The organism is Kitasatospora sp. NPDC101235 (assembly GCF_044767505.1).
Classification (GTDB): domain Bacteria; phylum Actinomycetota; class Actinomycetes; order Streptomycetales; family Streptomycetaceae; genus Kitasatospora.
Genome location: NZ_JBIWNZ010000001.1, coordinates 634,112 through 660,537 on the forward strand (window position 1 = coordinate 634,112; position 26,426 = coordinate 660,537).

Annotated in this window: 27 protein-coding genes; 9 read left to right on the forward strand and 18 right to left on the reverse strand. The window is 72.2% G+C overall.

Annotated elements, in window-relative coordinates; translation table 11 throughout:
* Positions 1-13: 13 nt before the first annotated feature.
* The 4 genes from ACIRRH_RS02950 to ACIRRH_RS02965 all read right to left on the reverse strand — a co-directional run bounded on the left by ACIRRH_RS02950 (position 14) and on the right by ACIRRH_RS02965 (position 3,693).
* Positions 14-1,468, reverse strand: coding sequence for an MFS transporter (locus tag ACIRRH_RS02950; RefSeq protein ID WP_403060764.1), 1,455 nt, complete (start codon positions 1,466-1,468; stop codon positions 14-16).
* Positions 1,469-1,553: 85 nt separating this feature from the next.
* Positions 1,554-2,000 carry an RrF2 family transcriptional regulator gene (locus tag ACIRRH_RS02955; protein WP_403060767.1) on the reverse strand — a complete coding sequence of 149 codons (447 nt, stop codon included), beginning with the start codon at positions 1,998-2,000 and terminating at the stop codon, positions 1,554-1,556.
* A 24-nt stretch (positions 2,001-2,024) separates the two neighbouring features.
* Positions 2,025-2,978: a hypothetical protein gene (locus ACIRRH_RS02960; RefSeq protein WP_403060770.1), complete on the reverse strand. Its 954-nt coding sequence runs from the start codon at positions 2,976-2,978 to the stop codon at positions 2,025-2,027.
* A 10-nt stretch (positions 2,979-2,988) separates the two neighbouring features.
* Entirely contained in the window at positions 2,989-3,693 is a 705-nt protein-coding gene (locus tag ACIRRH_RS02965; RefSeq protein ID WP_403060773.1) for a hypothetical protein, read from the reverse strand.
* A gap of 30 nt (positions 3,694-3,723) precedes the next feature.
* Here ACIRRH_RS02965 and ACIRRH_RS02970 point away from each other — a divergent pair, with 30 nt between their 5' ends.
* Entirely contained in the window at positions 3,724-4,602 is an 879-nt protein-coding gene (locus ACIRRH_RS02970; RefSeq protein ID WP_403060776.1) for a glycosyltransferase family 2 protein, read from the forward strand.
* A 234-nt stretch (positions 4,603-4,836) separates the two neighbouring features.
* On the opposite strand, the gene ACIRRH_RS02975 is transcribed toward ACIRRH_RS02970, so the two are convergent.
* The 4 genes from ACIRRH_RS02975 to tgmB form a co-directional block, all read right to left on the reverse strand.
* On the reverse strand, positions 4,837-5,211 hold the full coding sequence (locus tag ACIRRH_RS02975) for a hypothetical protein (RefSeq protein ID WP_403060779.1): 375 nt from the start codon (positions 5,209-5,211) through the stop codon (positions 4,837-4,839).
* Positions 5,212-5,234: 23 nt separating this feature from the next.
* On the reverse strand, positions 5,235-5,606 hold the full coding sequence (locus ACIRRH_RS02980) for a pentapeptide repeat-containing protein (protein ID WP_403060782.1): 372 nt from the start codon (positions 5,604-5,606) through the stop codon (positions 5,235-5,237).
* 44 nt (positions 5,607-5,650) lie between these two features.
* Entirely contained in the window at positions 5,651-5,917 is a 267-nt protein-coding gene (locus ACIRRH_RS02985) for a hypothetical protein (protein WP_403060785.1), read from the reverse strand.
* 274 nt (positions 5,918-6,191) lie between these two features.
* Positions 6,192-7,112 carry an ATP-grasp ribosomal peptide maturase gene (gene tgmB, locus ACIRRH_RS02990; RefSeq protein WP_403061109.1) on the reverse strand — a complete coding sequence of 307 codons (921 nt, stop codon included), beginning with the start codon at positions 7,110-7,112 and terminating at the stop codon, positions 6,192-6,194.
* 135 nt (positions 7,113-7,247) lie between these two features.
* Here tgmB and ACIRRH_RS02995 point away from each other — a divergent pair, with 135 nt between their 5' ends.
* Positions 7,248-8,471 carry an RNA-guided endonuclease InsQ/TnpB family protein gene (locus tag ACIRRH_RS02995; RefSeq protein ID WP_403060788.1) on the forward strand — a complete coding sequence of 408 codons (1,224 nt, stop codon included), beginning with the start codon at positions 7,248-7,250 and terminating at the stop codon, positions 8,469-8,471.
* A 378-nt stretch (positions 8,472-8,849) separates the two neighbouring features.
* On the opposite strand, the gene ACIRRH_RS03000 is transcribed toward ACIRRH_RS02995, so the two are convergent.
* The 7 genes from ACIRRH_RS03000 to ACIRRH_RS03030 form a co-directional block, all read right to left on the reverse strand.
* Complete coding sequence (locus tag ACIRRH_RS03000; RefSeq protein WP_403060791.1) at positions 8,850-9,467, reverse strand: hypothetical protein; 618 nt, start codon at positions 9,465-9,467, stop codon at positions 8,850-8,852.
* A gap of 15 nt (positions 9,468-9,482) precedes the next feature.
* Complete coding sequence (locus ACIRRH_RS03005) at positions 9,483-9,911, reverse strand: ATP-binding protein (RefSeq protein WP_403060794.1); 429 nt, start codon at positions 9,909-9,911, stop codon at positions 9,483-9,485.
* 83 nt (positions 9,912-9,994) lie between these two features.
* Positions 9,995-10,369 carry a hypothetical protein gene (locus tag ACIRRH_RS03010; RefSeq protein ID WP_403060797.1) on the reverse strand — a complete coding sequence of 125 codons (375 nt, stop codon included), beginning with the start codon at positions 10,367-10,369 and terminating at the stop codon, positions 9,995-9,997.
* 103 nt (positions 10,370-10,472) lie between these two features.
* Positions 10,473-11,672, reverse strand: coding sequence for a helix-turn-helix domain-containing protein (locus tag ACIRRH_RS03015; RefSeq protein ID WP_403060800.1), 1,200 nt, complete (start codon positions 11,670-11,672; stop codon positions 10,473-10,475).
* 79 nt (positions 11,673-11,751) lie between these two features.
* Positions 11,752-12,441 carry an HAD-IA family hydrolase gene (locus tag ACIRRH_RS03020; protein WP_403060803.1) on the reverse strand — a complete coding sequence of 230 codons (690 nt, stop codon included), beginning with the start codon at positions 12,439-12,441 and terminating at the stop codon, positions 11,752-11,754.
* Positions 12,442-12,499: 58 nt separating this feature from the next.
* A complete protein-coding gene (hrpB, locus tag ACIRRH_RS03025; protein ID WP_403060806.1) occupies positions 12,500-15,010 on the reverse strand; it encodes an ATP-dependent helicase HrpB in 2,511 nt (836 codons plus the stop codon).
* A gap of 8 nt (positions 15,011-15,018) precedes the next feature.
* Entirely contained in the window at positions 15,019-15,918 is a 900-nt protein-coding gene (locus ACIRRH_RS03030) for a class I SAM-dependent methyltransferase (RefSeq protein WP_403060809.1), read from the reverse strand.
* A gap of 413 nt (positions 15,919-16,331) precedes the next feature.
* Between ACIRRH_RS03030 and rpsA the strand changes: the two genes are divergently transcribed.
* Together rpsA and ACIRRH_RS03040 are read left to right on the forward strand one after the other, a co-directional pair.
* On the forward strand, positions 16,332-17,822 hold the full coding sequence (rpsA, locus tag ACIRRH_RS03035; RefSeq protein ID WP_030061640.1) for a 30S ribosomal protein S1: 1,491 nt from the start codon (positions 16,332-16,334) through the stop codon (positions 17,820-17,822).
* A 224-nt stretch (positions 17,823-18,046) separates the two neighbouring features.
* Positions 18,047-20,320: an MMPL family transporter gene (locus ACIRRH_RS03040; RefSeq protein WP_403060812.1), complete on the forward strand. Its 2,274-nt coding sequence runs from the start codon at positions 18,047-18,049 to the stop codon at positions 20,318-20,320.
* Here ACIRRH_RS03040 and ACIRRH_RS03045 read toward each other — a convergent pair.
* Complete coding sequence (locus tag ACIRRH_RS03045) at positions 20,303-20,734, reverse strand: MarR family winged helix-turn-helix transcriptional regulator (RefSeq protein ID WP_224283178.1); 432 nt, start codon at positions 20,732-20,734, stop codon at positions 20,303-20,305. The two genes, ACIRRH_RS03040 and ACIRRH_RS03045, sit on opposite strands and share 18 nt — an antisense overlap.
* 62 nt (positions 20,735-20,796) lie before the next feature.
* On the opposite strand from ACIRRH_RS03045, the gene ACIRRH_RS03050 reads away from it, so the two are divergent.
* Positions 20,797-21,438: an MBL fold metallo-hydrolase gene (locus ACIRRH_RS03050; protein ID WP_403060816.1), complete on the forward strand. Its 642-nt coding sequence runs from the start codon at positions 20,797-20,799 to the stop codon at positions 21,436-21,438.
* A gap of 65 nt (positions 21,439-21,503) precedes the next feature.
* Positions 21,504-22,103 (forward strand): dephospho-CoA kinase, encoded by a 600-nt coding sequence (gene coaE / locus ACIRRH_RS03055; RefSeq protein WP_403060819.1) that lies wholly within the window; start codon positions 21,504-21,506, stop codon positions 22,101-22,103.
* A 67-nt stretch (positions 22,104-22,170) separates the two neighbouring features.
* On the opposite strand, the gene ACIRRH_RS03060 is transcribed toward coaE, so the two are convergent.
* Entirely contained in the window at positions 22,171-23,394 is a 1,224-nt protein-coding gene (locus tag ACIRRH_RS03060) for a sensor histidine kinase (protein WP_403060822.1), read from the reverse strand.
* Between the two features lie 102 nt (positions 23,395-23,496).
* Between ACIRRH_RS03060 and ACIRRH_RS03065 the strand changes: the two genes are divergently transcribed.
* A complete protein-coding gene (locus tag ACIRRH_RS03065; RefSeq protein ID WP_403060825.1) occupies positions 23,497-24,051 on the forward strand; it encodes a GNAT family N-acetyltransferase in 555 nt (184 codons plus the stop codon).
* A gap of 7 nt (positions 24,052-24,058) precedes the next feature.
* On the opposite strand, the gene ACIRRH_RS03070 is transcribed toward ACIRRH_RS03065, so the two are convergent.
* Positions 24,059-24,790 (reverse strand): hypothetical protein, encoded by a 732-nt coding sequence (locus ACIRRH_RS03070; RefSeq protein ID WP_403060828.1) that lies wholly within the window; start codon positions 24,788-24,790, stop codon positions 24,059-24,061.
* Between the two features lie 70 nt (positions 24,791-24,860).
* Here ACIRRH_RS03070 and ACIRRH_RS03075 point away from each other — a divergent pair, with 70 nt between their 5' ends.
* Positions 24,861-25,829 carry a LysR family transcriptional regulator gene (locus ACIRRH_RS03075; protein ID WP_403060831.1) on the forward strand — a complete coding sequence of 323 codons (969 nt, stop codon included), beginning with the start codon at positions 24,861-24,863 and terminating at the stop codon, positions 25,827-25,829.
* Complete coding sequence (locus tag ACIRRH_RS03080) at positions 25,826-26,389, forward strand: GNAT family N-acetyltransferase (protein ID WP_403060834.1); 564 nt, start codon at positions 25,826-25,828, stop codon at positions 26,387-26,389. The genes ACIRRH_RS03075 and ACIRRH_RS03080 overlap by 4 nt, the downstream gene beginning before the upstream one ends.
* Positions 26,390-26,426 lie beyond the last annotated feature (37 nt).

A 26,426-nucleotide genomic window follows, 5' to 3' on the forward strand; every position in this document is an offset into this window, starting at 1 on the left:
CGGCCTCCTCCGGTCAGGCCCCGGCTTCGGCCTCGGCCCCGGGGTCGGCCCTTGGGTGTGCGGGGCCGGCCGTCGGGCGCATCCGTGCCGCGACGACGAACGTGAGGACGACGACCGCGGCCATGGCCAGGAAGACGTCGGAGTAGGCCGAGCCGCCGTCGCCGGAGTAGAGGGGGTTGATGGCGGCACTGCCGCCCTGCTGCCGCGCGGACGCCAGCACGCCGAACACGGCGGGACCGGTACCGGCCCCGAGGAACTGGGCTCCCTGGAGGATCCCGAGGCCCACACCGACCTGCTCGGGGGGCAGTTCGCCGGCCGCGGCGCCGATGACGGTGGTCATCACGAGCATGAAGCCGATGCTCAGCCCGAGGACCCCGACTCCGGCGAAGACCACCGAGGAGCCGCCGGTGAAGGACGAGAGGAACAGCGAGAACAGCCCGATCAGGCCGAGCCCGGAGAGCACCGGGAGCCGGGTGCCGACCCGGCCGGCCAGGCGTCCGATCCACGGCGAGAGCAGCGCGGTCACGATTCCGGCCGGGACCATGACCAGAGCGCCCTCACCCGGGGCGAGTCGATCGACCTCCACCAGCTGCAGCGGGACGAACACCAGGCCGCCGAGGTTGACGGCCATGGCCAGGAACGCGACGAGGACACCGGTCCGGTAGACGCGGTTGGTGAACAGCGGCGGTGGAACGAACGGCTGATCGACCCGGACGGTGCGCACCCCGAGGAGCACGAGCGCCGCGACGGCCGTCACGAGGCTCCCCCAGGACAGGGGTTCGGTGAAGCCGGAGACCTGTGCCCGGGTCATGCCGAACAGGACGAGACCGGCCCCGAGGCCGAGGAGCACGCCGCCGGGGAGGTCGAGCCGCCCCGAGCCCCGAGGAGTCTCGTCCGGGAGCACGCGTACGGCCGGGAGGAGTAGCAGCGAGACCGCGAGCGTGATCCAGAACAGCGCGTGCCAGCCGAGGGCCTGCCCGATGCCGCCGCCCAGGGCCGGTCCGGCGGCGGTGCCGACGCCCGCACCGGCGGAGACGACGCCGATCCCGACGCCGCGCCGCTCCGGCGGCAGCAGCGTCGTGACGGCGAAGACGGAGAGCACGGGGATCGCGGCCGCGCCGATGCCCGTCACGATCCGCCCGGTCACGAGTACGGCCAGACTCGGGGAGACCGCGCAGACCAGGCTGCCGACGGCGTAGGTGAGGAGCGCGAAGGCGAAGAGGCGGCGCAGGCTCACGCGGTCCGAGACGCGGCCGTACAGGGGGATCCCGACCGAGAACATCAGCAGGAATCCGGTGACGACCCAGGCGAGTTCAGCCTCGGAGGCCCCGAACTCGGAGCCGATCGTCGGAAGCATCAGATTGACCATGTCGCTGGCCGTGACCGTGACGAGGATCGCGGGCATCAGCACGGCGAGTAAGCCGAGTCCCGAGCCGGTCCGTCCGGTCGTTGTCGATGCGGAAGTCATACGGGGCCCTCCGGGCGACTTACTGCCACCATGATGGTGGCAGTTTGGGTAAAAGAAAGGCGGAGGGCAGTGCCTCCGCCGTCGGTCAGTCGGTGACGCGCTGCGCGACCTCGCGCTCGCTGTCCAGCACTTGCCGGACGAGGTGGGCGATCGTCGTCCGCCCGAGCCGTTCCTCCAGGGCCCGCTCCGCGTCCTGGAACTCCACCTCGAGCAGCTTCTGCATGTTCCGTCCCACCTCGCATTCGGCGCTCGGCGGATGCGGGTGCCGCGAAAGGATCGGCCCCGCCTCCACGGCGGTGTACGCGTGGTGGAGCGTGATCTCGCGGGCGGGCCGGGCGAGCGACCAGCCGCCGTTGCGCCCCTCGGTGGACCGGACCAGGCCGGCGTCCCGCAGGCTGCCGAGGATCCGCCGCACCAGGACCGGATTGCCGGCCAGGCTCTCCGCGATTTCCGCGGAGGTCAGTGAGCGGTTCCAGCGTCCGAGCATGGTGAGTGCGTGAATCGCCACCGCGCTCCTGCTGCTGATGCTCACCGTGCTCCCTTCGGGACCGTCGCCTCACCGATCAAACTGCAACAACACTAGTGGCAGTTCGAACTGAGCGTCAATTGGCTCTGCATGTCGGCGAAGTGGGGGATGGTCGACGCCCCTGAGCGGTCGCGCCACGGTGGCGGCTTCCACCTGCCCCCACGGGTGTCGGGCTTTCGCGGGCGGGCCGGGGCGAGGGGGTGGAGTGGGAAGTCGATGAGGTCGACTTCCTACGTGGCGGCGATGGTTCATCTCCCCGCGGTCCGCGTACTCGCGGGTGGCCCGGCTGGTGGAGTGGAGCATCAGGTACTCGGCGACGGTCTCGAAGTACAGGTAGCCGAGGTAGGGGAGGACCGGAACCGTGGCGGCGAGTGCGTCGATGAACGGCCCGTCGGGTGTCGCCTTGCCGCTCGCGTTGTGCAGGAGGGCGTCGAGGAACGGTGCCGCGACGCGTACCCGGTCCACGATGGATCGCAGCACCTGGGTGTCCTCGGCGGCGGTGAGGACGTGTCGGTATTCCCGGTAGGCGCGCAGGTGGACGCCTCCCAGGCGCAGGTAGTGGAGCCCCTTCAGCGACGCCGGGCCGACGGGGTTCACCTCGATGACCAGCGGTGTGCTGTTGCTCCGGCTCGCCAGGCTGCTGCGGCTCTCCAGGAGGTACGAGCCGAGGTTGTGGGGCCGCAGCCCGCCGCCGGGCACCGGGGTGAGCGGGGAGCCGTAGACAGCCCCGACCAAGCAGCCGGTGGAGGCCCGCAGGTGGCCGCTGGCGCGCACGGCCGCCAGGTCGCGGGTCAGGTGGAGGAGGTGGATCGGGGTGCCGGCGGCGAGCGAGCGAAGCATCGAGTTGTCGCGCAGCAGCCACCCGTTGGGGGTTTGTTCGAGGCGCTGGTACCAGTCGGCGTCGGTGTCGGCGAGTCCCGCCGGTGACGGGCGGCCGGGCAGGGCGCCGTAGTCGGTGTGGGCGTGGTCCCATTCGGCGTGCACGGGGGTTCTCCTACTCGGGCAGGGTGGCGCGGAGCGCGTGTTTCAACGCCTGGGTGTCGGGTGCTCCGTGGAGGCGCGCCTGTTCGCTGTGGACCACCAGGTCGTGGGCGAGGGGGTGGAGCCAGGCGGGGACGGACAGGCGAACCCGGCTGGGGTCGGGCCACCAGCGGGTGAGGGGCAGCCGGTAGCGGTCGAGGGCGTCGGCAGCCTTGAGGAGGTCCGCCGCGTCCTGGTGCCGCCGGTAGGCGCTCGCCCCGGCCGTCCGTGAAGGCGTGGTGGGCGATGTCGTGGAGGGCGACGACCGTGATCGCCTCGGGCATGGGGGCAGCGCTGAGGACGGCGCGCTGTCCGTGGCCCGGGTCATCGCGGTCGTGGTGGCGCCGGCAGTCGTGGCAGGCCGCCGCAACGGCGAGGGCCTGCGGTCGGGGTCGATGCCGTGGATGTGAGCAAGGAGCTGCACCAGGATCGCGACCCGGGCGCCGTGTCGGATGCCATGGACGGAGTCGGCAGTCTCCCTACGGGCGAACCAGGAGCCTTCGGGTACCAGCAGGAGTGGACGGTGTGGGATGGTGGCCCGGACACCCACACCGGTGGGACGGTTGCCGGCGATCCAGGCCAGAGTGGTCCGGTCCATGTACTGGTGGTCCGGGAGTCGACCGGTCTCGGCCAGCACGCGCAGCGGCGCGTTCCCGGGCCGCGGTGGCGGCAAGATCATGAAGGGTTCCTCAGCTTGGGGTCGGGTGCGATGGGCGTCACGCTGGGCGTGGTGGTGCTGACGATGGGAAACCGCCCTGCGGAGCTGACGGCGCTGCTGGACTCGGTACGGGCCCAGGACGGCGGCGGCAGCGGCGTTCGGACCGTGGTGCTCGGGCAGGGCGTGAAGCTGCCCGAACTGCCGGACTGGGTGGACGCCGTGGAGCTGCCGGAGAACCTCGGCATCCCCGGCGGCCGCAACGCGGGCGTCGAGCGGCTGCGCGAGCTGGGCGGCGCGGACGTGCTGGTCGTCTTGGACGACGACGGCCTGCTGCCCCGTACCGACACCTTCCGGCTGATCCGGGAAGCCTTCGAGCAGGGCCCGCAGCTCGGGATCGTGTCCTTCCGCATCGCGGACGAGACCGGGTTCACCCAGCGCCGGCACGTCCCCCGCCTCGGTGAGAGCGACCCGATGCAGTCGGGGCCGGTCACCACCTTCCTGGGCGGCGGCCACGCCATCCGCATGAGCGTGATCGACCAGGTCGGGCTGTTCCCCGCCGCGTTCTTCTACGCCCACGAGGAGACCGACTTCGCCTGGCGCGCCCTGGACGCGGGCTGGCGCATCGACTACCGCGCCGACATGCTGCTCCAGCACCCCCGCACCGACCCGGCCCGGCACGCCACCTATTACCGGCTGACGGCCCGCAACCGGGTCTGGCTGGCCAAGCGCCACCTGCCCGCGCTCCTCGTGCCGGTCTACCTCACCTCCTGGGCGCTGTACACACTGGCCCGCCGACCGCCGCTGTCCGGCCTCAAGGCCTGGTGGTCCGGCTTCTTCGAAGGCCTGCGCACGCCGTACCCGCCGCGGCGGCCGATGCGGTGGAACACGGTGTGGCGGATGGCGAAGCTGGGCCGACCGCCGGTGTTCTGACAGGCGGCCCAAGCACGCCGGGCCGGGCCGGATAGTACGGCAGGGGGGACCGAAAGGGGACAGCTCGCCGACTTTCTGTGCGGTAAGGCTGTGGGGGTGTGTAGGAAGTCGATGGGATCGACTTCCTACACACGGCAGTGCCCCGGGATGCGATGCGGGAAGCTTCCAGGCGCTGCCACGCGGGCGCGAGGTGCTCGTTCTCCTGGACCGCACACGGCCGCCGTGTTCGGTTGGTCAGATCAGCGACGGGAACGCCCCGATCGGCCAGTGGTCGAGCCAGAACGCGGCGGTGGAGGGTTCGGGGATGTCCATCGTGGAGCCGTCGTGGGGCAGCAGCTCGGTGGGGGCGAGGTATCCCTCACCGGGGGCGAGCCGCAGTCGCAGGCAGCGCAGCACACACCGGAAGGCGACGAGCTCGACGGCCTCGGCTTCCGGTACGTGGTGCGGTGCGCGCAGGAGATCGGCCTCGGCGGGGCTGATGGGCGTCCACTGGCCGGTCGGGACCACCGCCCCGTCCTCGTAAGCCGGGTGGTCGCGGACGACCACCGTGGTGATCTGGCAGCGGTCGCGGAGCTTGGCGCAGTCGGTGAAGACGATGAGCGGCCGCACGTGGGTCTCCCTCCGAGTGACGGTCAGTGGTGCTGTGGCAGGTCCTCGTTGTAGGTGAGGTTCAGTTCGGCGAGGAGGGCATCGGTGAGCTGGTACTGCTGGGCGCGGCTGATCACGACCTCCCGCAGGTTGCCGACGCCACGAACGGTGGACAGGTCGCTGCCGCTCAGGTCGAGGTCCTTGTACGCGCCGGCCTCGAACCCGGTGGCGCGCAGCACACAGTCACGCATCACCACGCCGGTGAGGTCGCAGCCGGTGAAGGTGGCCTCGGAGAGCACGCACCGATCGAAGACGAGCGGGCCGCTCGCGCGGACCTGGTCGAAGATGGCGTAGTCGAGACGGCAGTTCTCGAACAGGACGCTGTCCAGGACGGCGCCGGTGATGGCCGCGCCCATGAGCCGACAGTCGCGGAACAGGGTGCGGGATGCCTTGGTGCCGCTCAGTTGGAGTGAGCCGAGGTCGCTGGCGGTGATCTGGACGGAGCTGAACCGGACGTTCTGGTGGTGCGCTGGGCGGTGATGTTGTGCAGGATGCCATTGCGCAGATCGGCCTCGGTGAGGTCGAGGTCTCGCAGGTCCTGGTCGGTGTAGCGGAACTCGGTGACGGTGCTGCCGGGCCTGGGCGGGGAGGTGATGACGCCCAGGTAGGGGTCGTTGTCCAGGTCCGGGAGGGTGACGGTGGTGCGGCCGTAGCGGCGGGTGGGCACGGGGGTTCTCCGGCCGGTGGTCGGGTGCCGCCCGCTGCCGGGGAGGCAGCGGGCGGCATTGGTGGGGGAGGGCCCCACGCCCAGGGCGCGGAGGGCATCATGGAGCAGATCCAGCTCACTGTTCAGGCGCTGGACGAAGGAGTGACGGTCGGATTGCCCGACAGGCTGCGTCCTGCCGGAAGGGAGCCGGGTCAGAAGGTCCATGCCGGGTCGGTGAGCGTGCCGTTCTCGGTGAGCTGGTCGACCAGGGCGGCGCGCAGGGTGTCGGACGTGGTCATTCTTCGTGGCCTCTCTCCAGTTGGTCGGCGATTGCGTGCGCAATCCGGTTGGTGGTCTCGGCGGGCTGCCATGCCCATTGCCCGTTCGGGTTGCACTCCAGGAAGTGCCACGTGCCATCCGCGGTGACGGCGAAGTCGAAGGCGCCGAAGACCAGTCGAAAGGTGGCGAGGTAGCGGGTGACGGCCTCGGCAACCGGCGCGGGCACGTCGATCGGGCTACAGCGCATTCGGTCCTGTCGATGCCGCCAGTCAAGATCCGGGCTGTCGATGCGGGCGCCGAAGAGTCGGTTTCCGACCGCGGTCACCCGGGTGTCGAACACCTTGGGAATCTTGGCTTGGAACATGTGCGGACACGCCGTCACGGCCTCGGTGATCTCAACGCTGAGGACTTCGCGGACCCATACGGCCCGAGCCTGCCCGCCGACCGAGTACGGGGTGTTCCACAGGGGCTTGTAGACGGTGCCACCGACTTGGTGGGCAGTGAAACTCCGTGCCTCGTGCTCGTTGTCGGTGATCAGGGTGTCGGGCACTCGGAATCCGCAGCGCTGTGCGGCGGCGAGCTGAGCCGGCTTGCACTCCGCGGCCCGGTTGAGCCAGGGGTGGTTCACGTAGTGCGCCCCGGGAAGTGAGGCCAGGATGCCACCCACCCCCCAGAACGCCTGCGAGGCGGCGAACCGGCGGTCCTGGCCGTCAAGGTCGGGCGGCCCGTCGTAGGGCGAGGGCCTGCGGACCCAGACGGATCGAACGGCCGTGAGGTCCAGCTCGCGGCTCGACGTGCGGAGGGAACCCCGCTGGCTGCCCGTGCGGTACGTGGCGGTCAGCGAGGCACCCGTGTGCAGGTCGGTGCCGGGATCGAGACGGACCGCCGGAACCCGACGCTCAGCGAGCATCCGAAGCACCGTATCCGCTGTCACCAGATCTCTCCCAGGATGCCCCCGGCTTCAGCCGGGGGAGGAATGGGGGACTTGGAGCCGCGTAGCGGCGGAGTTCTCTGTGCGGCTTCTGGCCTGCACTTTCTTTCGTTGTCAGTGGGGGCTGTTAGGTTGCGGAGTATGACGACACGACAGGTGGCGGAGGGTGCCGGGCATGCCCGGTACACCTATCGGCTTCGTGTGTCGTCGACCGCGTGCGCGCTGTTGGACGCGGAGTGGGGCCGGTGTCGGTGGGTGTGGAACGAGTGTGTCCACATGTCGCGGAAGATCCATCTGCGCAACCGGGCCGACGTTGAGAACAGGCGCACCTGCGGGCCGGCCGACCTGGACAAGCTCCTGACTCAGGCGCGCGGCGCGATGGCGTGGCTGCGTGAGGGGGCGTCGGTCCCGCAGCAGCAGACCATCCTGGACTTCGCCACGTCCCGCGCCAAGGCTATGAAGGACATCAAGGCGCAGCTGCCGGTGCGTCGGCGTGCTGGGATGCCGAAGCCGAAGCGCAAGCGGGAGTCGCGGCCGTCGCTGAACTACACGCGGCGCGGTTTCCGGATCAGGGACGGCCGGTTGCACCTGGCGGGCGGCATCGTGGTGACGGTGGTGTGGTCCCGTGATCTGCCGGGCGATCCGTCCTCGGTCCGGGTGTATCAGGACGCCATAGGGCACTGGTACGCGAGCTTCGTGGTCCCTGCGGTCGTCGAGCCGCTGCCCGCCACCGGGCGCGCCATCGGGATCGACTGGGGTGTCACGGAGATCGCCACGACGACCAGCGACGCCCACGACCTTCCCCATCCCCGGCACGGGAAGAGCGTCGCGCGGAAACTCGCCCGCTACCAGCGGCGGATGGCCCGACGGCGTCAGCCGAAGGGGAAGGCGCAGACCAAGGGCTACCGCAAGGCCCAGCGGCAGGCCGCGAAGCTGCAGCGGAAGGTCGCGAACCAGCGGCAGGACACCGCCCGCAAGTGGGCCAAGTCGGTTGTGCGCGACCACGACACGATTGCGGTGGAGGACTTCCGGCCGAAGTTCCTCAGCCGTACCACCATGGCCGGCAAGGCGGCCGACGCCGCGATCGGCGCCACGAAGACGGCGCTGGTCGAGATGGCCCGCAAACACGGACGGACCGTACACCTGGTCAACCCCGCGCACACCACAATGGACTGCGCGCACTGCGGTGCGAGAGCCAAGCACCGCCTCCCCCTCTCCGAGAGGGCCTACTCGTGCACCGCATGCGGAGCCTCGTCCCCCAGGGACAAGAACTCCGCACGCGTGATGCTCGTCCGGGCTGGTCTCAACCCGGCTGGTGCTGATCGTGGAAGACCTGAACGCCCGCAGGGCGACCAGGCAGCGTGAGCCAGGAATCCCCTCCCATTTCAGGGAGGGGAGGATGTCAAGTCAGAGGAGTTGGTCAGTACCAGCACCGACCTGCTTCGGTCGTCCATCAGCCAGAACTCTGGTCCTGGTCGTAGGACTCGGTCACGGGAGTGAACGCCGGGAGCGTGGCAGTGGCCGCGTAGGGCCCCATCCTGCCGATGCCCCACGGTACGGGCGTCTGCGTCATGCATTCTCCTCGAAGCGGTGGTCCGAGTTGTTTCAGCAACCCTGCGGAAGAGTTGAGTTGTTGCATTCCCATCCCGGCTGGGAGGGGAGTTCCAGGCCCGGGAGGAGCTCTGGCCATGGCTCGGCGGGACTCAAGAGGCTGGAGAAGCCGAGGACGAGGGGGCGGAAGGTTCATCGGAGGCTCGCTTCGGACGGCGATGAGGGCGGGGGTGCGCTGGAAGTCGGCGGGTCCGACTTTTGGTGCTGGGTTGCTTGGGTGCAGCAGTGGGTGAGGGCGTACTTGATTCGGGTGTCGGGGTTGGGGGTGGTGGTGAGGAGTTCGCCGGCGGTGACGAGGGTGGTCCAGTAGGTGGTGGGGTCGCCGGTGCGGGGGAGGGGTTGGGCGGCGGCGAGGGAGAGGTAGGCGGTGGTGAGGTTGCCGGTGGTGAACCAGCGGGTCAGGCCGTGCTGGTGGCCGGGACGGATGCCGCCCATGGCGTCGATGGCGGTCAGGAAGAGCTCGACGACGGCGAGTTCGGTGGGGGTGAGACTTTTGGGGATGTCGAAGACGCCGAGGGCTTCGAGGAGTTCGCCGGTGTCGGTTTCGGAGTTCGGGCGGGGGTTGGCGAGGAGGGCGTCGTAGCAGTCGTTGAGGCGGCGGGTGGCTTCGGCGAGGGGGATGGTGAGGGCGAGGCAGACGGCGCGCGCGGAGGGCAGGGGTTTGCGGGTGCGGCGGGCGAGGAGGGCGTACGCCTCGGCGGGAGTGGTGCCGCGGGAAAGGGCGTGGCGGGCGAGAGTGGGGAGGTGCATGAGGGGTTCGGGCTTTCAGACGGTGACGAGGGCAGGGGTGGGGGCGACGAGGGCCCAGACGAACTTGCCGATGCCGCCGGGCCGGGAGGCGCAGCCCCAGCGTTCGGCGAGTTCGTTGACGAGGAACAGGCCACGGCCGTGCTCGTCGTCGGAGGCAGGGGTGTGGAGGGAGGGCTGGCCGGTGCCGGCGTCGTGGACTTCGAGGCGCAGGCGGTCGCCGGTGAGGGCGAAGCGGATCTCGATGTGGCGGTCGTCGGGGGCGTCGCAGTGCTGGACGGCGTTGGCGAACAGCTCACCGAGGAGGAGTTCGGCGGTGTCGCCGTAGCGTTCGCCCGAGGGGAGGCCGGAGAGGTAGGCGCGGAGCAAGTACCTGGCCAGGGGCGTGGATTCGGTCCGCGAGTCGAGGCGCGCGACAAACGTGCGGGGGCGGTGGGACATGAGCATGGGGGGAGTACCTCAGGGGGGCGGAGGGGAGCACGAAGGTAGTGCGCATCCACACTGCGTATGCTGAGAGTTGCGTTCCGGTCTCAGTGGTCCGGAGCGGTGGTGTGGGCGACGGCGAGGAAGCCGCCCCGGTCGCCGAGGGCCGCGGCGAGGCGGTCGTAGGCCTCGATGCCTCGGGAGGCCTGGCTGCCGGCCACCATGTCGCGGGTCCAGATGGCCACGCCGTGGATGGTGCGGGCGTTCAGGGCATCGATGATGGCCTGCCAGCCGGGCCGCTGGTCGAGCGGGCGTGTGGGGTCGTCGTCCACCATGGTGAAGGTGACCGTCCAGTCGCGGGCCTCGGCGAAGGCGCGGGCGTGGCCGGTGAGGATGAGGGTGGCGGCCTCGCTGCTGGTCGCGATGTACACGGCGACAGGAACGCGGCGGACGGGCGGCCGGTCAGGCTGATTCAGCGGCATGATGCCAAGGCTGCCGCCGGGTCAGGGCATCGTGAACGTGCGGAGCGTGCCACTTCCGGAAGTCGTACCGGCCTTGTGTGATACGCCTCGTATCAGCGCGATCTCAGCGAGTGAACAGACTGATACCAAGGATGCCGCCGAGCTTGCGCACGCGGGTGGTGCTGGCGTGACCGGCGCGCTGCATGATCGCCCCCGGAAGGGCCTGGTGGCGGGCCCAGTCAGGGTGTGTGCTGCACACCTGGAGCAGGGTTTCCAGGGCGGCGTCGTACTGGCGGGTGTCGGCCTGGGCAAGGGCGATGTCCAGGGCGAGCCGGTTGCGGGCGGCCTGCGGCAGCGGGGTCAGGTCGCCGAGGTTGCGGGCGAGTGTCAAGGCCTTGCCGGGGTCGCCCATGACGGTGTGGATGCCGATGGCCTGCGCGGTTACCGTGGTCGGCCCGTAGCTGGTGCCGTTGATCATCACATCGCGGCCCATGCGAGCGGCGACCGCGTGTCCCTGGGAGAGGAGGTCACGGGCCCGGTCGGCGTCGCCGTGACGGGAGGCGACCACAGCCGCGAAGGTGACATGCCATCCGTAGGTAGCCAGCGTCTCCGGATCCCGTTCCGTGTAACGGGGTTCGATCGACGCGAACGCGTCCTCGGCGGTGGCGGCGGCTTGGTCGAGGCGGGCGTCGCGCATGTAGATCCAGGACCGGCCGCAGTCCACCATCGCGGCCCGCAGTGGGTCTGCGGCCATGTGGACGTGGTGGCGGGAATGGCCGATCGCCGCGTACGCGAGGTCTCGGGCGCCATGGAACTGAGCGGTGTAGGAGGCGAGCCGGTAGGCATCGGCGAGGATGCCGTGTGCGGCGCACCGCTCACCGTCCGGGGCAGAACGCAGGAGGGCGGCGGCCTCGGTGATGGAGGGTGCGACGAGGCTGCCGGCGCGGGTGTAGTCCCCGGCCCGGTAGTCCGTCCATGCCCGCTCCAGATCGGCCCGCAGTGACGCAGCGTCAGTCGGCTCAACGTCGGTTCCGACCCCTGCGGCAGTGTCGTGCACGGTGCGGGACAGTCCCCGCAGCATCGCCCGGTCGCCGATCAGTGAGGCCCTTCGAGGTGCCTGTTGTCCGAGGATCACCGATACGTCCGCGTGCAGCGCGCCGGACAGTTTGAGGAGCGACGGAAGCCCGATGCTGCCTCCCTCCTTCTCGGCCTTGCGGACAGTCGGCACGGACACTCCGGCGGCCTCGGCGAGTTCTTCCTGCGTCATGCCGGCCCTCAGCATTTTGATGCGCTGACCGGTGGAATAGTCGGACCACTGCGTCATGGGTGCCTCCGAAGGTGAGCGGTCTCACAGCGGACCGTACCTCCGCCACTCCGCGTCCGGTGCCGGAATGGTGTGACTGTCAGTCGTGTTGACGGCCATTCAAGGTGGTGGCGGGGACACCGAGCAGGGTCGCGATGCGGGCAGCATTGCCGGGTGTGCCGTCGGCGAGGACGGTGGCGATGCCGAGTGCTTCGGCTGGGGGCAGGTTCCTCGGGTGGTCGTCCACGAACAGGCATGCTTCGCCGGGTAGCCCGAGTCGATCCAGCATGAGTTGGTAGATCGCCGGATCGGGCTTGGCGATGCCCTCGCGTTCGGAGATGACCGTCACATCGAACAACTCCCAAACTCCCAGGGCCTCGTACGGGTCGTACGGGTCGAGGCCGAAGGAGTTGGACAGCAGCGCGACCGTCAGGCCGGACTGACGTGCCGAGCGGGCGAGCGCAATCATGTCGTCGGCCGGACGGACGCCCGCCCACGCCCGGCCCATCAGGTTCTCGTGCTCCGCCACACCGAGGATCGGCGCCACTTGCCGGTTCCACTCCGTCTGGCTCAACTGACCGGCTTCGAGTTCCGTGTACAGGCGGCTGGCTTCCGGGGCATGGTTGAGCGTGTGCCGCCACGCATCGGCGTCGAGGCCCTGAGCGAGGCACCACGCCCTGTGTGTGGCCCCGGCGTCGGCGGTCAGTACACCGACGAAGTCCAGGATCAAAGCTGCGAAGGGGAGTTCGGCCTCGTGGGGGCGGGTGACGGTCGGGGCGGTCAGTGTCATGGCGGGTGTCGTCCTCCGGTGGAGTGGCCTCTCTAGGACCGTACTCGCTGGACTTCGGTCATTTCCGGGCGTTGGTGCGACGGGTGGGTTCCGCCGTCGTGGGGTCTTCGGGCCAGGGGTGGCGGGGGTAGCGGCCCCTCAAATCCGCGCGGACGGCGCGGTAGCCGTCGCGCCAGAAGGACGCCAAATCACCAGTGACGGCGGCGGGGCGGCCGGCGGGGGAGAGCAGGTGGATGGTCAGCGGGACGCGTCCGCCGGCCAGGGCGGGGGCGGCCGTCCAGCCGAAGAGTTCCTGCAACTTGACTGCCAGGACTGGGCGTTCGGTGGTGTAGTCGACGCGGATCTTGGAGCCGGACGGCACGGTGATGCGTTCGGGGGCGAGTTCGTCCAGGCGGCCCGCCTCGCCGGTGGCCCAGGGCAGGAGGCGTTGGAGGGCTGCCGTCGTATCGATCCTCGCGAGGTCGGTGCGGCGGCGGGCGCGGGAGAGTTCGGGTTCCAGCCACTCGTCGGCGCGGTCCAATAGCGCCTCGTCGGAGACGTCGGGCCAGGGGTCGCCGATGGCGGTGTGGAGGAAGGCCAAACGCTCGCGGAGGTTGGACGGGAATGTGAGGAGCGTGCTGATGCCCTCGCGGGTGAGGCCTTCGAGGAGGGCGGCGCGGACGAGGGCCGGGTCGGGGCGGTTCAGTGGCTTCTCGGCGAGTTCGATCGCGCCGAGGGATTCCACCTGGCGGGAGACGACCTCTCCCCGCCGAGTGTCCCAGTGGACCTCCTCGCGCGCAGTGACCAGCGCCGCTCCGGCGGCCAACGCGGTGTCCTCGTCCAGCGCCGCAGCGTGCAGGATGCGGGCCGAGTGCGAGCCGGCCGGGCGGTCGGCGACCGCGACGGCGAGCCAGGGCAGGGCGCCGAGCGCGGTGCCTGGGGCGAGTTCGGCGGCCGTGCCGGAGGCCATCAGGTACGGGCTGCGCTCGCCGGGGGCGGGCCGCTCGACCCGGGCGCGGGCGATGCGTTCGGGGAAGGCGAGGGCGACGACGAGGCCGACGGCGGTGGCGTCGGGGAGGTCGGTGGCGGGCTCGTCGGAGGTGGCGCGCAGCAGGCGGCGCACTTCGTCGCGCCAGCGGCCGGCGTAGGGGTCGCGGGAGTTCCGTACGGTCCGCCAGACCGCGCCGAGGTCGTCGCCGAGCGCCCGTGGCGGTTCCTCGGAGAGCAGTGCGACCACTTCGGCCGCTCGCCGAGCGCCGACCGCCGCCGCCCCGTCGACCAGGGCGCGGCCGAGCCGGGGGTGCAGCCCCGTGCGGGCGAGCTGGACGCCGCGCGCGGTGGCCCGCCCGTCCGAGGAGACGGCCCCGAGCGCTTGGAGGGTCTGCCGGGCGGCGGCCATTGCGCCCGCCGGGGGTGCGTCGGGCAGGGCGAGGCCGGTGGCGTCCGGGTCGCCCCAGCAGGCGGCCTGGAGTGCGAACGGGGTGAGGTCGGCGAGCGCGATCTCGGGGGTGGGGAAGCGGGCGGCGAGGGCGTCCTCGGCCTCGTGCCAGCAGCGGTAGACGGTGCCGGGGGCCTCGCGGCCGGCTCGGCCGGCCCGCTGGCGGGCGGCGGCGAGCGAGGCGCGGACGGTGACCAGCCCGGCGAGCCCGCGGGCGTGGTCGGTGCGCGGTTCGCGGGCGAGCCCGGCGTCGACCACGATCCGGACGCCGGGCACGGTGAGCGAGGATTCGGCGACGGCGGTGGTGAGGACGACCCGGCGGCCCTGCCCAGGAGAGAGCGCGGCGTCCTGGACGGCCTGCGGGGCGCGGCCGTGCAGTTGCAGCACCTCGGCCGCGACGCCGCCGAGCTGCCCGGCGACCCGGGTGATCTCGCCGACGCCGGGCAGGAAGCAGAGCACGTCGCCGTCGTGCTCGCTCAGAGCCCGTCGGACGGTCAAGGCGACGTGGTCGAGCAGCGCCGGGTCGACCCGGGTGCCGTGGGCGGGCCGGACGGCGCGCGGCGGCGGCGCCCAGACCACGTCCACCGGGTGGGAGGTCCCGTGCGCCTCGACCACCGGGGCACCGCCGAGCAGTGCGGCCCAGGCCTCGGTGTCGGAGGTGGCCGAGGCGCAGACCAGCCCGAGTTCGGGCCGCAGTGCCGCCCGGACGTCCAGCAGGAAGGCGAGCGCGGTGTCGGCGTCCAGGTGCCGTTCGTGGCACTCGTCCAGGACGACGACGTCCACGCCGGGCAGTTCCTGGTCGCGCTGGAGCCGTTGCAGCAGCACGCCGGTGGTGACCACCTCGACCACCGTCTCGGGCCCGACGCGACGCTCACCGCGCACGGTGTACCCGACCCTGCCGCCGACGGCCTCGCCGAGCAGCCAGGCCATCCGCCGGGCCGCCGCCCGGACCGCGAGCCGGCGCGGCTCGGCGACCAGTACCCGGCGCACCGGACCTTCCGGATCCAGCAGCCCGGCCAGGGCGAGCGGCACCAGCGTGGTCTTGCCGGTGCCGGGCGGTGCGGCGAGGACGGCGGTGCCGTGCTCGTCCAACGCGCGAAGCAGGGCGGGCAGGGCGGTGCGGACGGGCAGTTCGCGCCAGGCGGGGTGCATCGAGGAGCTCAGCCCCGCTCGGTGACGAAGATCGCGGTACCGGGAATCAGCCGTCCGCGCAGCGGGGACCAGCCGCCCCACTCCTGCTCCAGGCCGGCCGGCCACTCGGGCTCGACCAGGTCCACCAGCCGGAATCCGGCGGCGACGAGTTCGCGGACCCGGTCGCCGAGGGTGCGGTGGTGCTCGACGTAGGTGGCCCGGCCCTGCTCGTCCTGTTCGACGTACGGGGTGCGGTCGAAGTAGGAGGACGTCGCGGTGAGGCCCTCGACGCCGGGCTCGTCCGGGAAGGCCCAGCGGATCGGGTGGGTCACCGAGAACACCCAGCGCCCGCCGGGCCGCAGCACCCGGTGCACCTCGCGCATCAGGGCGGCGGTGTCGGCGCTGAACGGGACGGCTCCGTAGGCGGAGCAGGCGAGGTCGAAGGAGGCGTCGGCGAAGGGCAGCACGGCGGCGTCGGCCTGGACGACGGGGACGGGGGCGGCGCCCCGGCCGAGGTCGATCCGGCGGGAGTGCTGGAGCTGGCGGTAGGAGATGTCCAGGGCGACCGGCCGGGCGCCCCGGGCGGCCAGCCAGCGGGAGCACTGGGCGGCGCCGGCCCCGATCTCCAGCACGTCCTTGCCGACGACCTCGCCGAGCAGCCGGGCGTCGGCCTCGTCCAGGCCCTCGGGGCACCAGGTGAAGCGGTCGTCGCCGAGGAACTCGCCGTGCTCGTCCTGGTACTCGTCGGCGTTGCGGTCCCACCAGTGCCGGCTGGCCCGGCTGCTCTCCCCGGTGCCGGCCGCGCGGCGCACCGCGTCGTCGCCGTCCTCGACCTCGTCGGCGCCCGTGTCCGTGAAGGGCCCGTCGACGGAGGTGTCAAGATCGTGCAGGTCGGACTGGGGGGTGGTGGCCACGGTGACAATGCCCATCGCGTAGGGTATGGAGTGCGGAAGCGCCGCTGCCGCGAACCGGCCCGTGAGGGTCCGGATCCTGGCGGTGGCATCCGGGGACAAGGCCCCTTCGGGCGCCGCCGCGAGGTGCGCATTCGGAGGATATGGCCTGATCCGTACCGGGCTCCACCGTCTTGCCGTCCTTCGGCATTGACCGTGCCTGGCCGTCCCCGTATGCTACAAGTTGCGCTGCGGGCCTGCGCGCCTCGGACGGAGCAGGTCGCGCTCGCATCTGTCGAAGACCCCACGGTCGCAAGACGGACGCCGGTTCTCGTTGGACGGGAATCCCGGTGTGCCGTGTTCTTGGCTGTCCGGCTTTCGGTGGGAGCGATACGGGCCCTCCGCGTGGCATTACCTACGACTTTCATGTCCGTACCGGAGCCCTTTTCCTAATGACGAGCCCCACCGACTCCTCCCTCAGCACCACCCCGCAGGTCGCGGTCAACGACATCGGCGACGCGGAGGCCTTCCTCGCCGCCATCGACGAGACCATCAAGTACTTCAACGATGGCGACATCGTCGAGGGCGTCATCGTGAAGGTCGACCGTGACGAGGTCCTCCTCGACATCGGTTACAAGACCGAGGGCGTCATCCCGTCCCGCGAGCTCTCGATCAAGCACGACGTTGACCCGCACGAGGTCGTCGCCGTCGGTGACAACATCGAGGCCCTGGTTCTCCAGAAGGAGGACAAGGAGGGTCGTCTCATCCTGTCCAAGAAGCGCGCTCAGTACGAGCGTGCCTGGGGCACGATCGAGAAGATCAAGGAAGAGGACGGCATCGTCACCGGTACCGTCATCGAGGTCGTCAAGGGTGGTCTCATCCTCGACATCGGCCTCCGCGGCTTCCTCCCCGCCTCGCTGGTCGAGATGCGTCGCGTCCGCGACCTCCAGCCCTACGTGGGCAAGGAGCTCGAGGCCAAGATCATCGAGCTGGACAAGAACCGCAACAACGTGGTCCTGTCCCGCCGTGCCTGGCTGGAGCAGACCCAGAGCGAGGTCCGCCAGACCTTCCTCACCACCCTGCAGAAGGGCCAGGTGCGCTCCGGCGTCGTCTCCTCGATCGTCAACTTCGGTGCCTTCGTGGACCTGGGTGGCGTCGACGGCCTGGTGCACGTCTCCGAGCTGTCCTGGAAGCACATCGACCACCCGTCCGAGGTTGTCGAGGTCGGCCAGGAGGTCACCGTCGAGGTTCTCGACGTTGACATGGACCGCGAGCGCGTCTCCCTGTCGCTGAAGGCGACCCAGGAGGACCCGTGGCAGCAGTTCGCCCGTACCCACCAGATCGGCCAGGTCGTTCCGGGTAAGGTCACCAAGCTGGTTCCGTTCGGTGCGTTCGTCCGCGTGGACGAGGGCATCGAGGGTCTGGTCCACATCTCCGAGCTGGCCGAGCGCCACGTCGAGATCCCGGAGCAGGTCGTCCAGGTCGGCGACGAGATCTTCGTCAAGGTCATCGACATCGACCTCGAGCGTCGCCGCATCAGCCTGTCGCTGAAGCAGGCCAACGAGGCCCTGGGTGCCAACCCGGCCGAGGTCGAGTTCGACCCGACCCTGTACGGCATGGCCGCCTCGTACGACGACCAGGGCAACTACATCTACCCGGAGGGCTTCGACCCCGAGGCGAACGACTGGCTGCCCGGCTTCGAGAAGCAGCGCGAGGAGTGGGAGCGCCAGTACGCCGAGGCGCAGGCCCGCTTCGAGCAGCACCAGGCTCAGGTCATCAAGAGCCGCGAGGCCGACGCCCAGGCTGCCGAGGAGGGTGGCGACGCCGTCGCCGCTGCCGCCGGTGGCTCCTACTCGTCCAGCAGCGACGAGGGCTCGGGCGCCCTGGCCTCCGACGAGGCCCTGGCCGCCCTGCGCGAGAAGCTGGCCGGCGGCCAGAGCTGAGGCTCTCGCTTCCCGCTAGCCGATAGCTAGACGGTGGGCCCCACCCGGAATTTCCGGGTGGGGCCCATTTCGTTTTTCGCCTTGGCTTATACGGGCCCGACTTATGTGTGCCCGACTTATGTGAAGCAGATGTGAAGGAAAGTGTGAGATGGGGCTCATTGCCCATCTATAGGTCGTAGTTCGGGTTGCACCTAGATTGAAAGGAGCTGCCCGAAAGGCTTCTTATGCGCTATCCCTCTTCCGCCGCCCCCACCGCCCTGATCGGCGGCCGACTCGCGGCCGTCGGCCGGTTCTGCTTCCGCCACCGCCGCTGGGTGCTCGGCCTGTGGGCCGTCGTCCTGGTGGTCGGCGTCCTGATCGGGGGCCGGGTCTTCGAGGACTCGGTGGCCGGGGCCTCCTCCGCCAGCGCGGAGGCCGACCGGGGCAGCGCGGTGGTCGCCGCGGCCGACCCGGTCAAGGGCACCGTCACCGCCGTGGTGGACGGCAGGCCGGTGGACGATCCGGCGGTGAAGGCCGCCGTCGAGCAGGCCACCGCCGAGATCGGCGGCCTGCCCGGGGTCTCCTCGGCGCTCGACGCGTACGGCCCCGGCCCGGCGTCGGCCGCGCTGCACTCCGCCGACGGGACGGCGAGCCTGGTCACCGTACGGATGGCCGACACGGCGAGCACCGCTCAGACGGACGCCGTCACCCAGCGGCTCACCGCGCTGAACGGGGCGGGCAGTGCCCACGTCACGGTCGGCGGGGACTTGGTGCTCCAGCAGGAGGTCAAGCAGCAGACCGAGAAGGACACCCGGTTCGGCGAGCTGGTGACGCTGCCGCTCACGCTGATCGTCATGGTGCTGGTCTTCGGCGGGCTGGCGGCGGCCTCGCTGCCGGTGATCGGGGCGGTCGCCTCGGTGGGCGGAGCGCTGCTGGCCATGTTCGGCTTCAGCCGGATCATGGACATCGACACCAGCGTGCTGCCGATCGCCACGGTACTGGGGCTCGGGCTCTCGATCGACTACGCGCTGCTCATGGTGAATCGTTTCCGCGAGGAACGCGGCCACGGTGCGGACATCGCCGCCGCCGTCGAGAGGACCGCGGCGACCGCCGGCCGCACCGTGGCCTTCTCCGGGCTGACCGTGGCCGTCGCACTGTCGGGCCTGTTCGTCTTCACCAGCCCGGTGCTGGGCGCGGTGGCCGCGGCCGGGGTGAGCGTCGTAGTGATCGCCGTCGCCGCCGCACTGACCCTGATCCCCGCGCTGCTCGGCTTCGCCGGCGCGCGGATCAAGGCGCCGACCGCGCCCGTGGCGGACGAGGGGTTCTTCAGCCGGATCGTGCGCCGGGTGCGCAAGCGGGCGGTGGCGGTCACGCTCGTCTCGGTGGCGCTGCTGATGGCGGCCGGGGCGCCGTTCCTCCACGCCGACATGCGCAACTCCGGCGCCGCGGTGCTGCCCGCCTCCTCGGCCGGGCGGCAGGTCGCCGAGACGGTCGACCAGCGCTTCCCGCAGGCCGCGGCCGCGCCGATCACGGTGGTGGTCGAGGGCGGGGCGTCGGTGGCGCAGGCGTACGCGGACGAGGTGGTCGCCAAGCTGCCCGGGGTGAGCGGGGTGCGGGCGGTGAGCCCGGTGAGCGACACGGTCTCCACGATCGACGTGCTGGTGCACGGGGACCCGCAGGGCGGGCCGGCCAAGCAGGTGGTGCAGGAGCTGCGGGACGACCGCGACGGACTGACCACCTACGTCACCGGCGGCGCGGCCTCGGTGGTGGACTTCCAGGACGAACTGCTCTCGCGCGGACCGTGGGCGCTCGGCCTGGTCGCGGCCGGGACGCTGGTGCTGCTCTTCCTGATGACCGGCTCGGTGGTGATGCCGGTCAAGGCACTGCTGATGAACCTGCTCTCGCTGGGCGCCTCGCTCGGCGCACTCACCCTGGTGTTCCAGGACGGCTGGTTCAGTGGGCTGCTCGGATTCAGCCCGACCGGCGGGCTGGAGACCTTCATCCCGGTGCTGGTCTTCGCCTTCGCCTTCGGACTGTCGATGGACTACGAGGTGTTCCTGCTCTCCCGGATCAGGGAGCTGACCCTGCGCGGGCACGACTGCGTCCGGGCGGTGGAGCTGGGCGTGCAGCGCAGCGGTCGGATCATCACCTCGGCGGCGCTGCTGATGGTGATCGTCTTCGCCGGGTTCGCGCTCGGGGACATGCTGATGGTCAAGCAGATGGGCATCGCGCTGGCCGTCGCCGTCGCGGTGGACGCCACCCTGGTGCGGTGCCTGCTGGTGCCCGCCGCGATGAGCCTGTTCGGCGAGTTCAACTGGTGGGCGCCCGCCCCGCTGCGGCGGCTGCACCGGCGGTTCGGGCTGAGCGAGCACGTGGACCTGCCGGAGATCGAGCCGGCGGCGGTCCCGGCGGCGCGCGCCGAGACCGGGGATGCCGAGACCGAGAGCGCCGAGACCGACGGCGCCGAGCCCGGGGAAGCCGTGTCCCAGGGCCTGGTGGGCTCAGCCCAGCCGGCGTAGCAGGTCGACCGCGGCGCGGAGCCGGTCCTGTTCGGCGGGGCTGAGGCGGGACTCGATCGCGGTGGCGATCCGGTGTTCGCGGCGGGCGCGCTGGTCGAGCAGGGCGGTGCGCCCGGCCTCGGTGGCGGCGATGAGCAGCTTGCGGCCGTCGGTGGGGTGGGGCTGCTGGGTGACGAGTCCGGCCTCGGTCATCAGCGCGACGGTGCGGGCCATCGACTGGTGGCGGACCCGCTGGAGCGCGGCGAGTTCGGCGACCGTGCAGGAGCGCTCGTCGCGGACCAGCAGGCCGAGGACGGCGGCCTGGTTCTGCGGCAGCTCGTCGCCGCCGCGCAGGGAGCGGACCAGGCTGCCGAGGGCGGCGCGCAGGTCGGCGGCGAGTTCCAGGGTGTCCGGGTGCGGGGCTTCGCTGGGCATGGGACGAGTCTACCGACAAGATGTGCAGCCTTGCTGTACAGCTTTGCTGTATGGTTTTCGGCATGCGAATCACCAAGTTCGGACACGCCTGCGTACGCGTCGAGCACGGCGGCACCACCGTCGTCGTCGACCCCGGGAGCTTCACCGACCCCGCCGCACTGGCCGCGGTGGACGCCGTCCTGATCACCCACGAGCACATGGACCACTTCGAGGAGTCCCGGCTGCGCGCCGCGCTGGCGGCCGACCCGGCGCTGCGGGTGTGGACCAACCGGGCCGTCGCGGACCGGCTGGAGGGCGTGGCGCAGCGGGTCGGCGTGGTCGGCGAGGGCGACGCCTTCGAGATCGGCGGGCTCGGCGTCTCGGTGCACGGGGAGTGGCACGCGGAGATCCACCCGGACATCCCGCGGGTGCGGAACATCGGCTTCCTCTTCGACGGCCGGCTGTTCCACCCCGGTGACGCGTTCACCGTGCCGCCGCACGCCGTGGACACCCTGCTGCTGCCGCTCGCGGCGCCCTGGAGCAAGGCTTCCGAGGTGGTCGACTACGTCCGGGAGGCCGGGCCGCGCCGGGCGGTGCCGGTGCACGAGGCGGTGCTCAGCCCGATCGGGTTCGCCGTGCAGACCCGGCTGGTCGGGCCGCAGGGGCCGGGCACGGGTGCGGAGCTGGCGGTGCTGGGCGAGGGCGAGAGCCTGGAGCTGGGCTGACGGGGGGGGCGTGCGCCGGCGGCCCCGCACTGACGTCCCCGACGTCGCGCCGGTAGCCTGACGCCATGCTGAAGATCGGACTGACGGGTGGCATCGGCGCGGGCAAGAGCGAGGTGTCCCGGCTGTTCGCCGCGCGCGGCGCGGTGATCGTGGACTCCGACGTGATCGCCCGCGAGGTGGTCGCCCCCGGGACGGACGGTCTGGCGGCCGTGGTCGCCGAGTTCGGACCGCAGGTGCTGCGGGAGGACGGCATGCTGGACCGTCCGGCGCTCGGGGCGGTCGTGTTCGCCGACCCGGAGCGGCTGAAGGCGCTGAACGCGATCGTCCACCCGCTGGTGCGGGCCCGTTCCGCCGCGCTGGAGGCGGCGGCCGCGCCGGACGCGGTCGTGGTGCACGACGTGCCGCTGCTGGCCGAGAACGGCCTGGCGCCGCTGTTCGACCTGGTCGTGGTGGTGGACGCGGCCGACGAGGTGCGGCTGGAGCGGCTGGTGCGGCTGCGCGGGATGGCCGAGGAGGAGGCCCGGGCCCGGATGGCCGCGCAGGCCTCCCGGGAGGACCGGCTGGCGATCGCGAACCTGGTGATCGACAACGGCGCCGGCCTGGCGGAGCTGGAGGCGCGGGTGGCCGAGGTCTGGGCGGAGCTGGCGCGGCGCGCGGCGGCCTGACGGCGCTTCGGGCCGCTGCTCGGCCGGTGCCTCCGCCCGGCCGGCGCTTGCGCTCGGGCGGTGCCGTTCAGGCGGTGCCGAGCGGCAGCCGGGCCCGGACGGCGAAGCCGCCCTCGGGGGTCGGCCCGGCGTGCAGGGTGCCGCCGAGGTCGCCGGCCCGGGTGTGCATGCCGCGCAGGCCGTGGCCGCCGGAGGGCAGTTCGGCTCCGGTGCCCGTCGTCCCGTCGTCGGCCGGCCCGGGGTCCGGCGGCTCGGTGGGGGAGTTGACCACCGCCAGGCGCAGTCCGTCCGGTGCGACCTCGACGGTGACGGCCACCTCGGCGGCCGGGGCGTGCTTGTGCGCGTTGGTCAGCGCCTCCTGGACGATCCGGTAGGCCGCGTACTGCACGGCGGGCCCGGGATCGGGCAGCCCCTCGGCCGGGCCGCTGACGGTCAGCCCGACCGCCAGCCCGGCCTGCCGGGACTCCTCGACCAGGGCGGGCAGCCCGCGCAGGGACGGCGCCTGGTCGGCGGAGGTGGTCAACACGCCCAGCAGGACGCGCAGTTCGGTGAGCGCCTGGAGGCCGAGGGCGCGGATCAGGCCGAGCGTCTCCCGGACGGCGGCCGGGTCCTCGGCCCGGGCGACCTGCCCGGCGCCCGCGTGCAGGGTGATCAGCGAGACCCGGTTGGACACCACGTCGTGCATCTCCCGGGCGAGCCGGGCGCGTTCGGCGGCCGCCGCGCGCTCCTCGGTGTGCCGGCGGGCCTCCTCCAGCAGCCGGTTGCGCTCGCCGAGCAGCCGGTTGCGTTCGGCCAGCACGGCGACGGTGCGGGCGCGCTGGTGGGCGGTCAGCCCGAGGGCGAGCGGCACGGCGCCGAAGACCAGCGGGTCCTCGATCAGGTTGGCGAGTTCGGACGGGGTGCCGACGTCCCCGAGGTCGAACGGGACGAACAGCCGCAGCTGGGCCAGGGCCGCCAGGACGTACACCGGCGCGGTGCCGCCGCGCCGCGCGGCCAGCCCGTGGAGCGCGACGGCCAGCGGGAATTGGCCGCTCACCAGGGTGACCGCGGTCGTCGCGGCCGGGTGGCGGCGCCGCAGGACCAGGGCGAGCGCGCCGACCGCCATCAGGCCCGCGTTGGTCTCCGGCGAGGCGGTCGGCCCGAAGTCAGGCTCGTTGGCGGCGAGCGGGACGAGGACGAGCAGCACCAGGGCCGTCGGCGCGATGGCCCGGACCGGACGGGGCAGGCGCAGCGGCGGGCCGGGCAGCGGTGCGGCGAGGTCGGCGGCCGACTGGTCGGTGGGCTGCTGCATGAGGGGCATGCTTCCACACCGGCGCGGTGCCGGGACGGTCGTCGGACCGAGTGGCCGGGAAGGGACTGGTTGAAGGCACTGGTGGGAGGAGAGCATGGCGGAATGGATGATCGTTTCTCGCCCGAGCAGCACCTCGCCGGGGCGCCGGTGGTCGAACGGCTCGCGCAGTACAGCCGTGCCGAGCAGGATGAGATCCTCGGCCCCGGGGACGACCCGTACGGCGTCGCGTACACCGGGCTGGCCTTCCTGCCCAAGGAGATCCACTTCGGCGTCCGGGCCGCCGACGGCCGGCTCGTCGCCCACACCGGACTGCTGCCGCTGCCGCTCACCGTGGGCGGCACCGACCTGACCGTGATGGGCGTCGGCGGGGTCTGCGTCGCGCCCGACCGGCGCCACGGCGGCCTCGCGCGGACCGTGGTCGGGGCCGGCCTCGACCACGCGCGCACGCTCGGCCACCGGTACGCGCTGCTGTTCTGCCGCCCGCCGCTGACCGCGTTCTACCGGGGGCTCGGCTTCCGGGAGGTGGCGGAGGAGGTGACGGTGGAACAGCCCGAGGGGCGGCTGGCGGAGATGCCGCTGCGCACCATGTGGGCCCCGCTGGTCGCGGGGGCCGGGTGGCCGGAGGGGCCGGTGCGGCTGCGGTCGCTGCCGATGTGAGGCGCGTTCAGGCCGTTGCGGCCGGGGTGCCCGCGTCCGCGTGTGCCACGGCGGCGCCGGCCAGGGCGCGGATCATGGGGTGCGCCCGGGTGCCGTCGCCGGACAGCTCGGGCTGGAACAGCGAGGCCAGGAAGAACGGGTGGCCCGGCAGCTCCAGGATGCGCACCTCGCCCGACCCGTCGGCGCCGCTGAACCGCAGGCCGTGCGCGGACAGCCGGTCCAGGTAGGCGCCGTTGAGGCCGTACGCGCAGTGGTAGCGCTCCTGGGTGCGGGTGGCGCCGAGCACCCGTTCGGCGAGACTCCCGGGGGTGACCGTGACGGCCCCCTCGTGGCCGACCAGGGAGCAGGCCAGCGGGGCGATCACCTGCTGCTCCCCGTCGGGGTGCTCCTCGCCGTGGACGGCCCCGGCCAGGCCGCAGACGTTCCGGGCGTACTCCAGCACCGCGTGCTGGAAGCCGGCGCAGGTGCCGAGGAAGGGGATGCCGCGCTCGCGGGCGGTCCGGACGGCCGCCAGGGCGCCCGCCTCGCTGCGGTACGGGCTGCCCGGCAGCAGCCAGACCGCGTCGAAGCCGTCCAGGGCGCCGGGCTCGGCGGCGTCCCCGGTCGGGATCCAGTAGGCGTCCAGGACGAGGTGGTCGTGCTCGGCGAGGGCGTCCAGCAGGCCAGGGATCCGGGCGTGCGAGCGGACGGCGGGGGAGCGGTCGCCGACCAGGGCGACCCGAGGGGTGCGGTAGGTCATGCGGCTATCCTGACCCCGCACCCGAGATCAGCGCCAACGATGATTCCTTAAGCTTCGATCAGATCGGTTGATGACCGCCGTGGACCCGCAGCAGCTGCGCACCTTCGTCACCGTCGCCCGCCTCGCCTCCTTCTCCGAGGCGGCCCGGGAGCTCGGCTACACCCAGTCCGCGGTCTCCCAGCAGATCGCGGCGCTGGAGGCGGACCTCGGGACCGCCCTGCTGGTCCGCCGCCCGGTCGGCCCGACCGGGGCCGGGCAGCGGCTGCTGGAGCATGCCGCGCCGCTGCTGGTCCGGCTGGAGGCGGCGCGCGCCGACGTCGCACGCCTGGCGGGTGCCCTGAGCGCCCGGCTGGTGCTCGGGGCCACCCCGCTGGCGGTCGGAGCGACCCTGGGGCGCGCGCTCGGCGAGGTGCGCCGGGCCTATCCGCGGGCGGAGCTGGTGGTCCGGGTGCTCGCCCAGGACGTGCTGCCCGCCCGGCTCGCCACCGGCGAGGTCGATCTCGCCCTGATCGACGGGCTGGCCGCGCCCAGCGACCCGCTGCCGCTGCCCGACGTCGGCCCGCTGCGCACCGTCGCGGTGGCCGAGCGGCCGGTCGCCGTCGCCCTGCCCGTCGATCATCCGCTGGCCGGGCGCGGCGGCCTCGCGCTCGCCGACCTCTCCGCCGCCCGCTGGCTGGACGCCCCCGACCTCACCCCGACGGCGGCCCGGCTGCGTGCGGCCGCGGGCGTCGACGGCTTCCGGCCCGCCACCCGCTACCAGGGCACCGACCTGCACGGACTGCTCGCGCTGGTGGCGGCCGGGCACGGGCTCACCCTGCTGCCCGAGCCGGTGCTCGCGGCGGCGCCCGGGGTCGGGCACGCGTCGATCGCCGCGCCCAGGCTGGTGCACCGCACCGAACTCGTCCACGGCAGCCTGCCGGAGGGGCCGGCGGCGCTGCTGGCGCGACTGCTGGAGGCGTCCCGGGCCGATCCGGTCCGACCGGTGGTGCCGAATTCGGTTGCGGGGGCTGTCGGTGCCGATGAAATGATCACGCGATGAACACCAGTGCCACCATCATCAGACGGGTACGGGCCGAGGACTGGCCGCAGGCCAGGGACATCCGCCTGGAAGCGTTGCTGGACCCGGTCGCGGCCGTGGCCTTCCTGGAGACGCACGAGCAGGCCGCCGCCAGGCCCGACGAGTTCTGGCAGGACCGCATCACCCGGGCCGCGACGGGCCCGCACGTGGCGCAGTTCATCGCGGAGGCCGAGGACGGGCGCTGGCTCGGCACGATGACCGGGCTGGTCGAGCGGCCCGGCGGGGACGGGGCCCTGGAGGGCGACGTCATCGCGGTCGACCAGGTGCACGTGGTCGGGGTCTACGTCCGGCCGCAGGCGCGGGGCACCGGGCTGGCGCAGGACCTGATCCGGGCCGTCCAGGAGTGGGCGTGGTCGCTCACCGAGCCCCGGATCGAGCGGGTGCGGCTGTTCGTCCACGAGGACAACGGCCGGGCCGAGGCGATGTACCGGAAGGCCGGCTTCGAGCCCTCCGGGGTGGCGCTGCCGGTGCCCGGAGACCCGACCGGCCGGGAGATCGAACTGGCGGTCCTGCGGGGCTGACCGCTCGGCGGGGGCCCGCGGCGTGGCGTCCGGGACG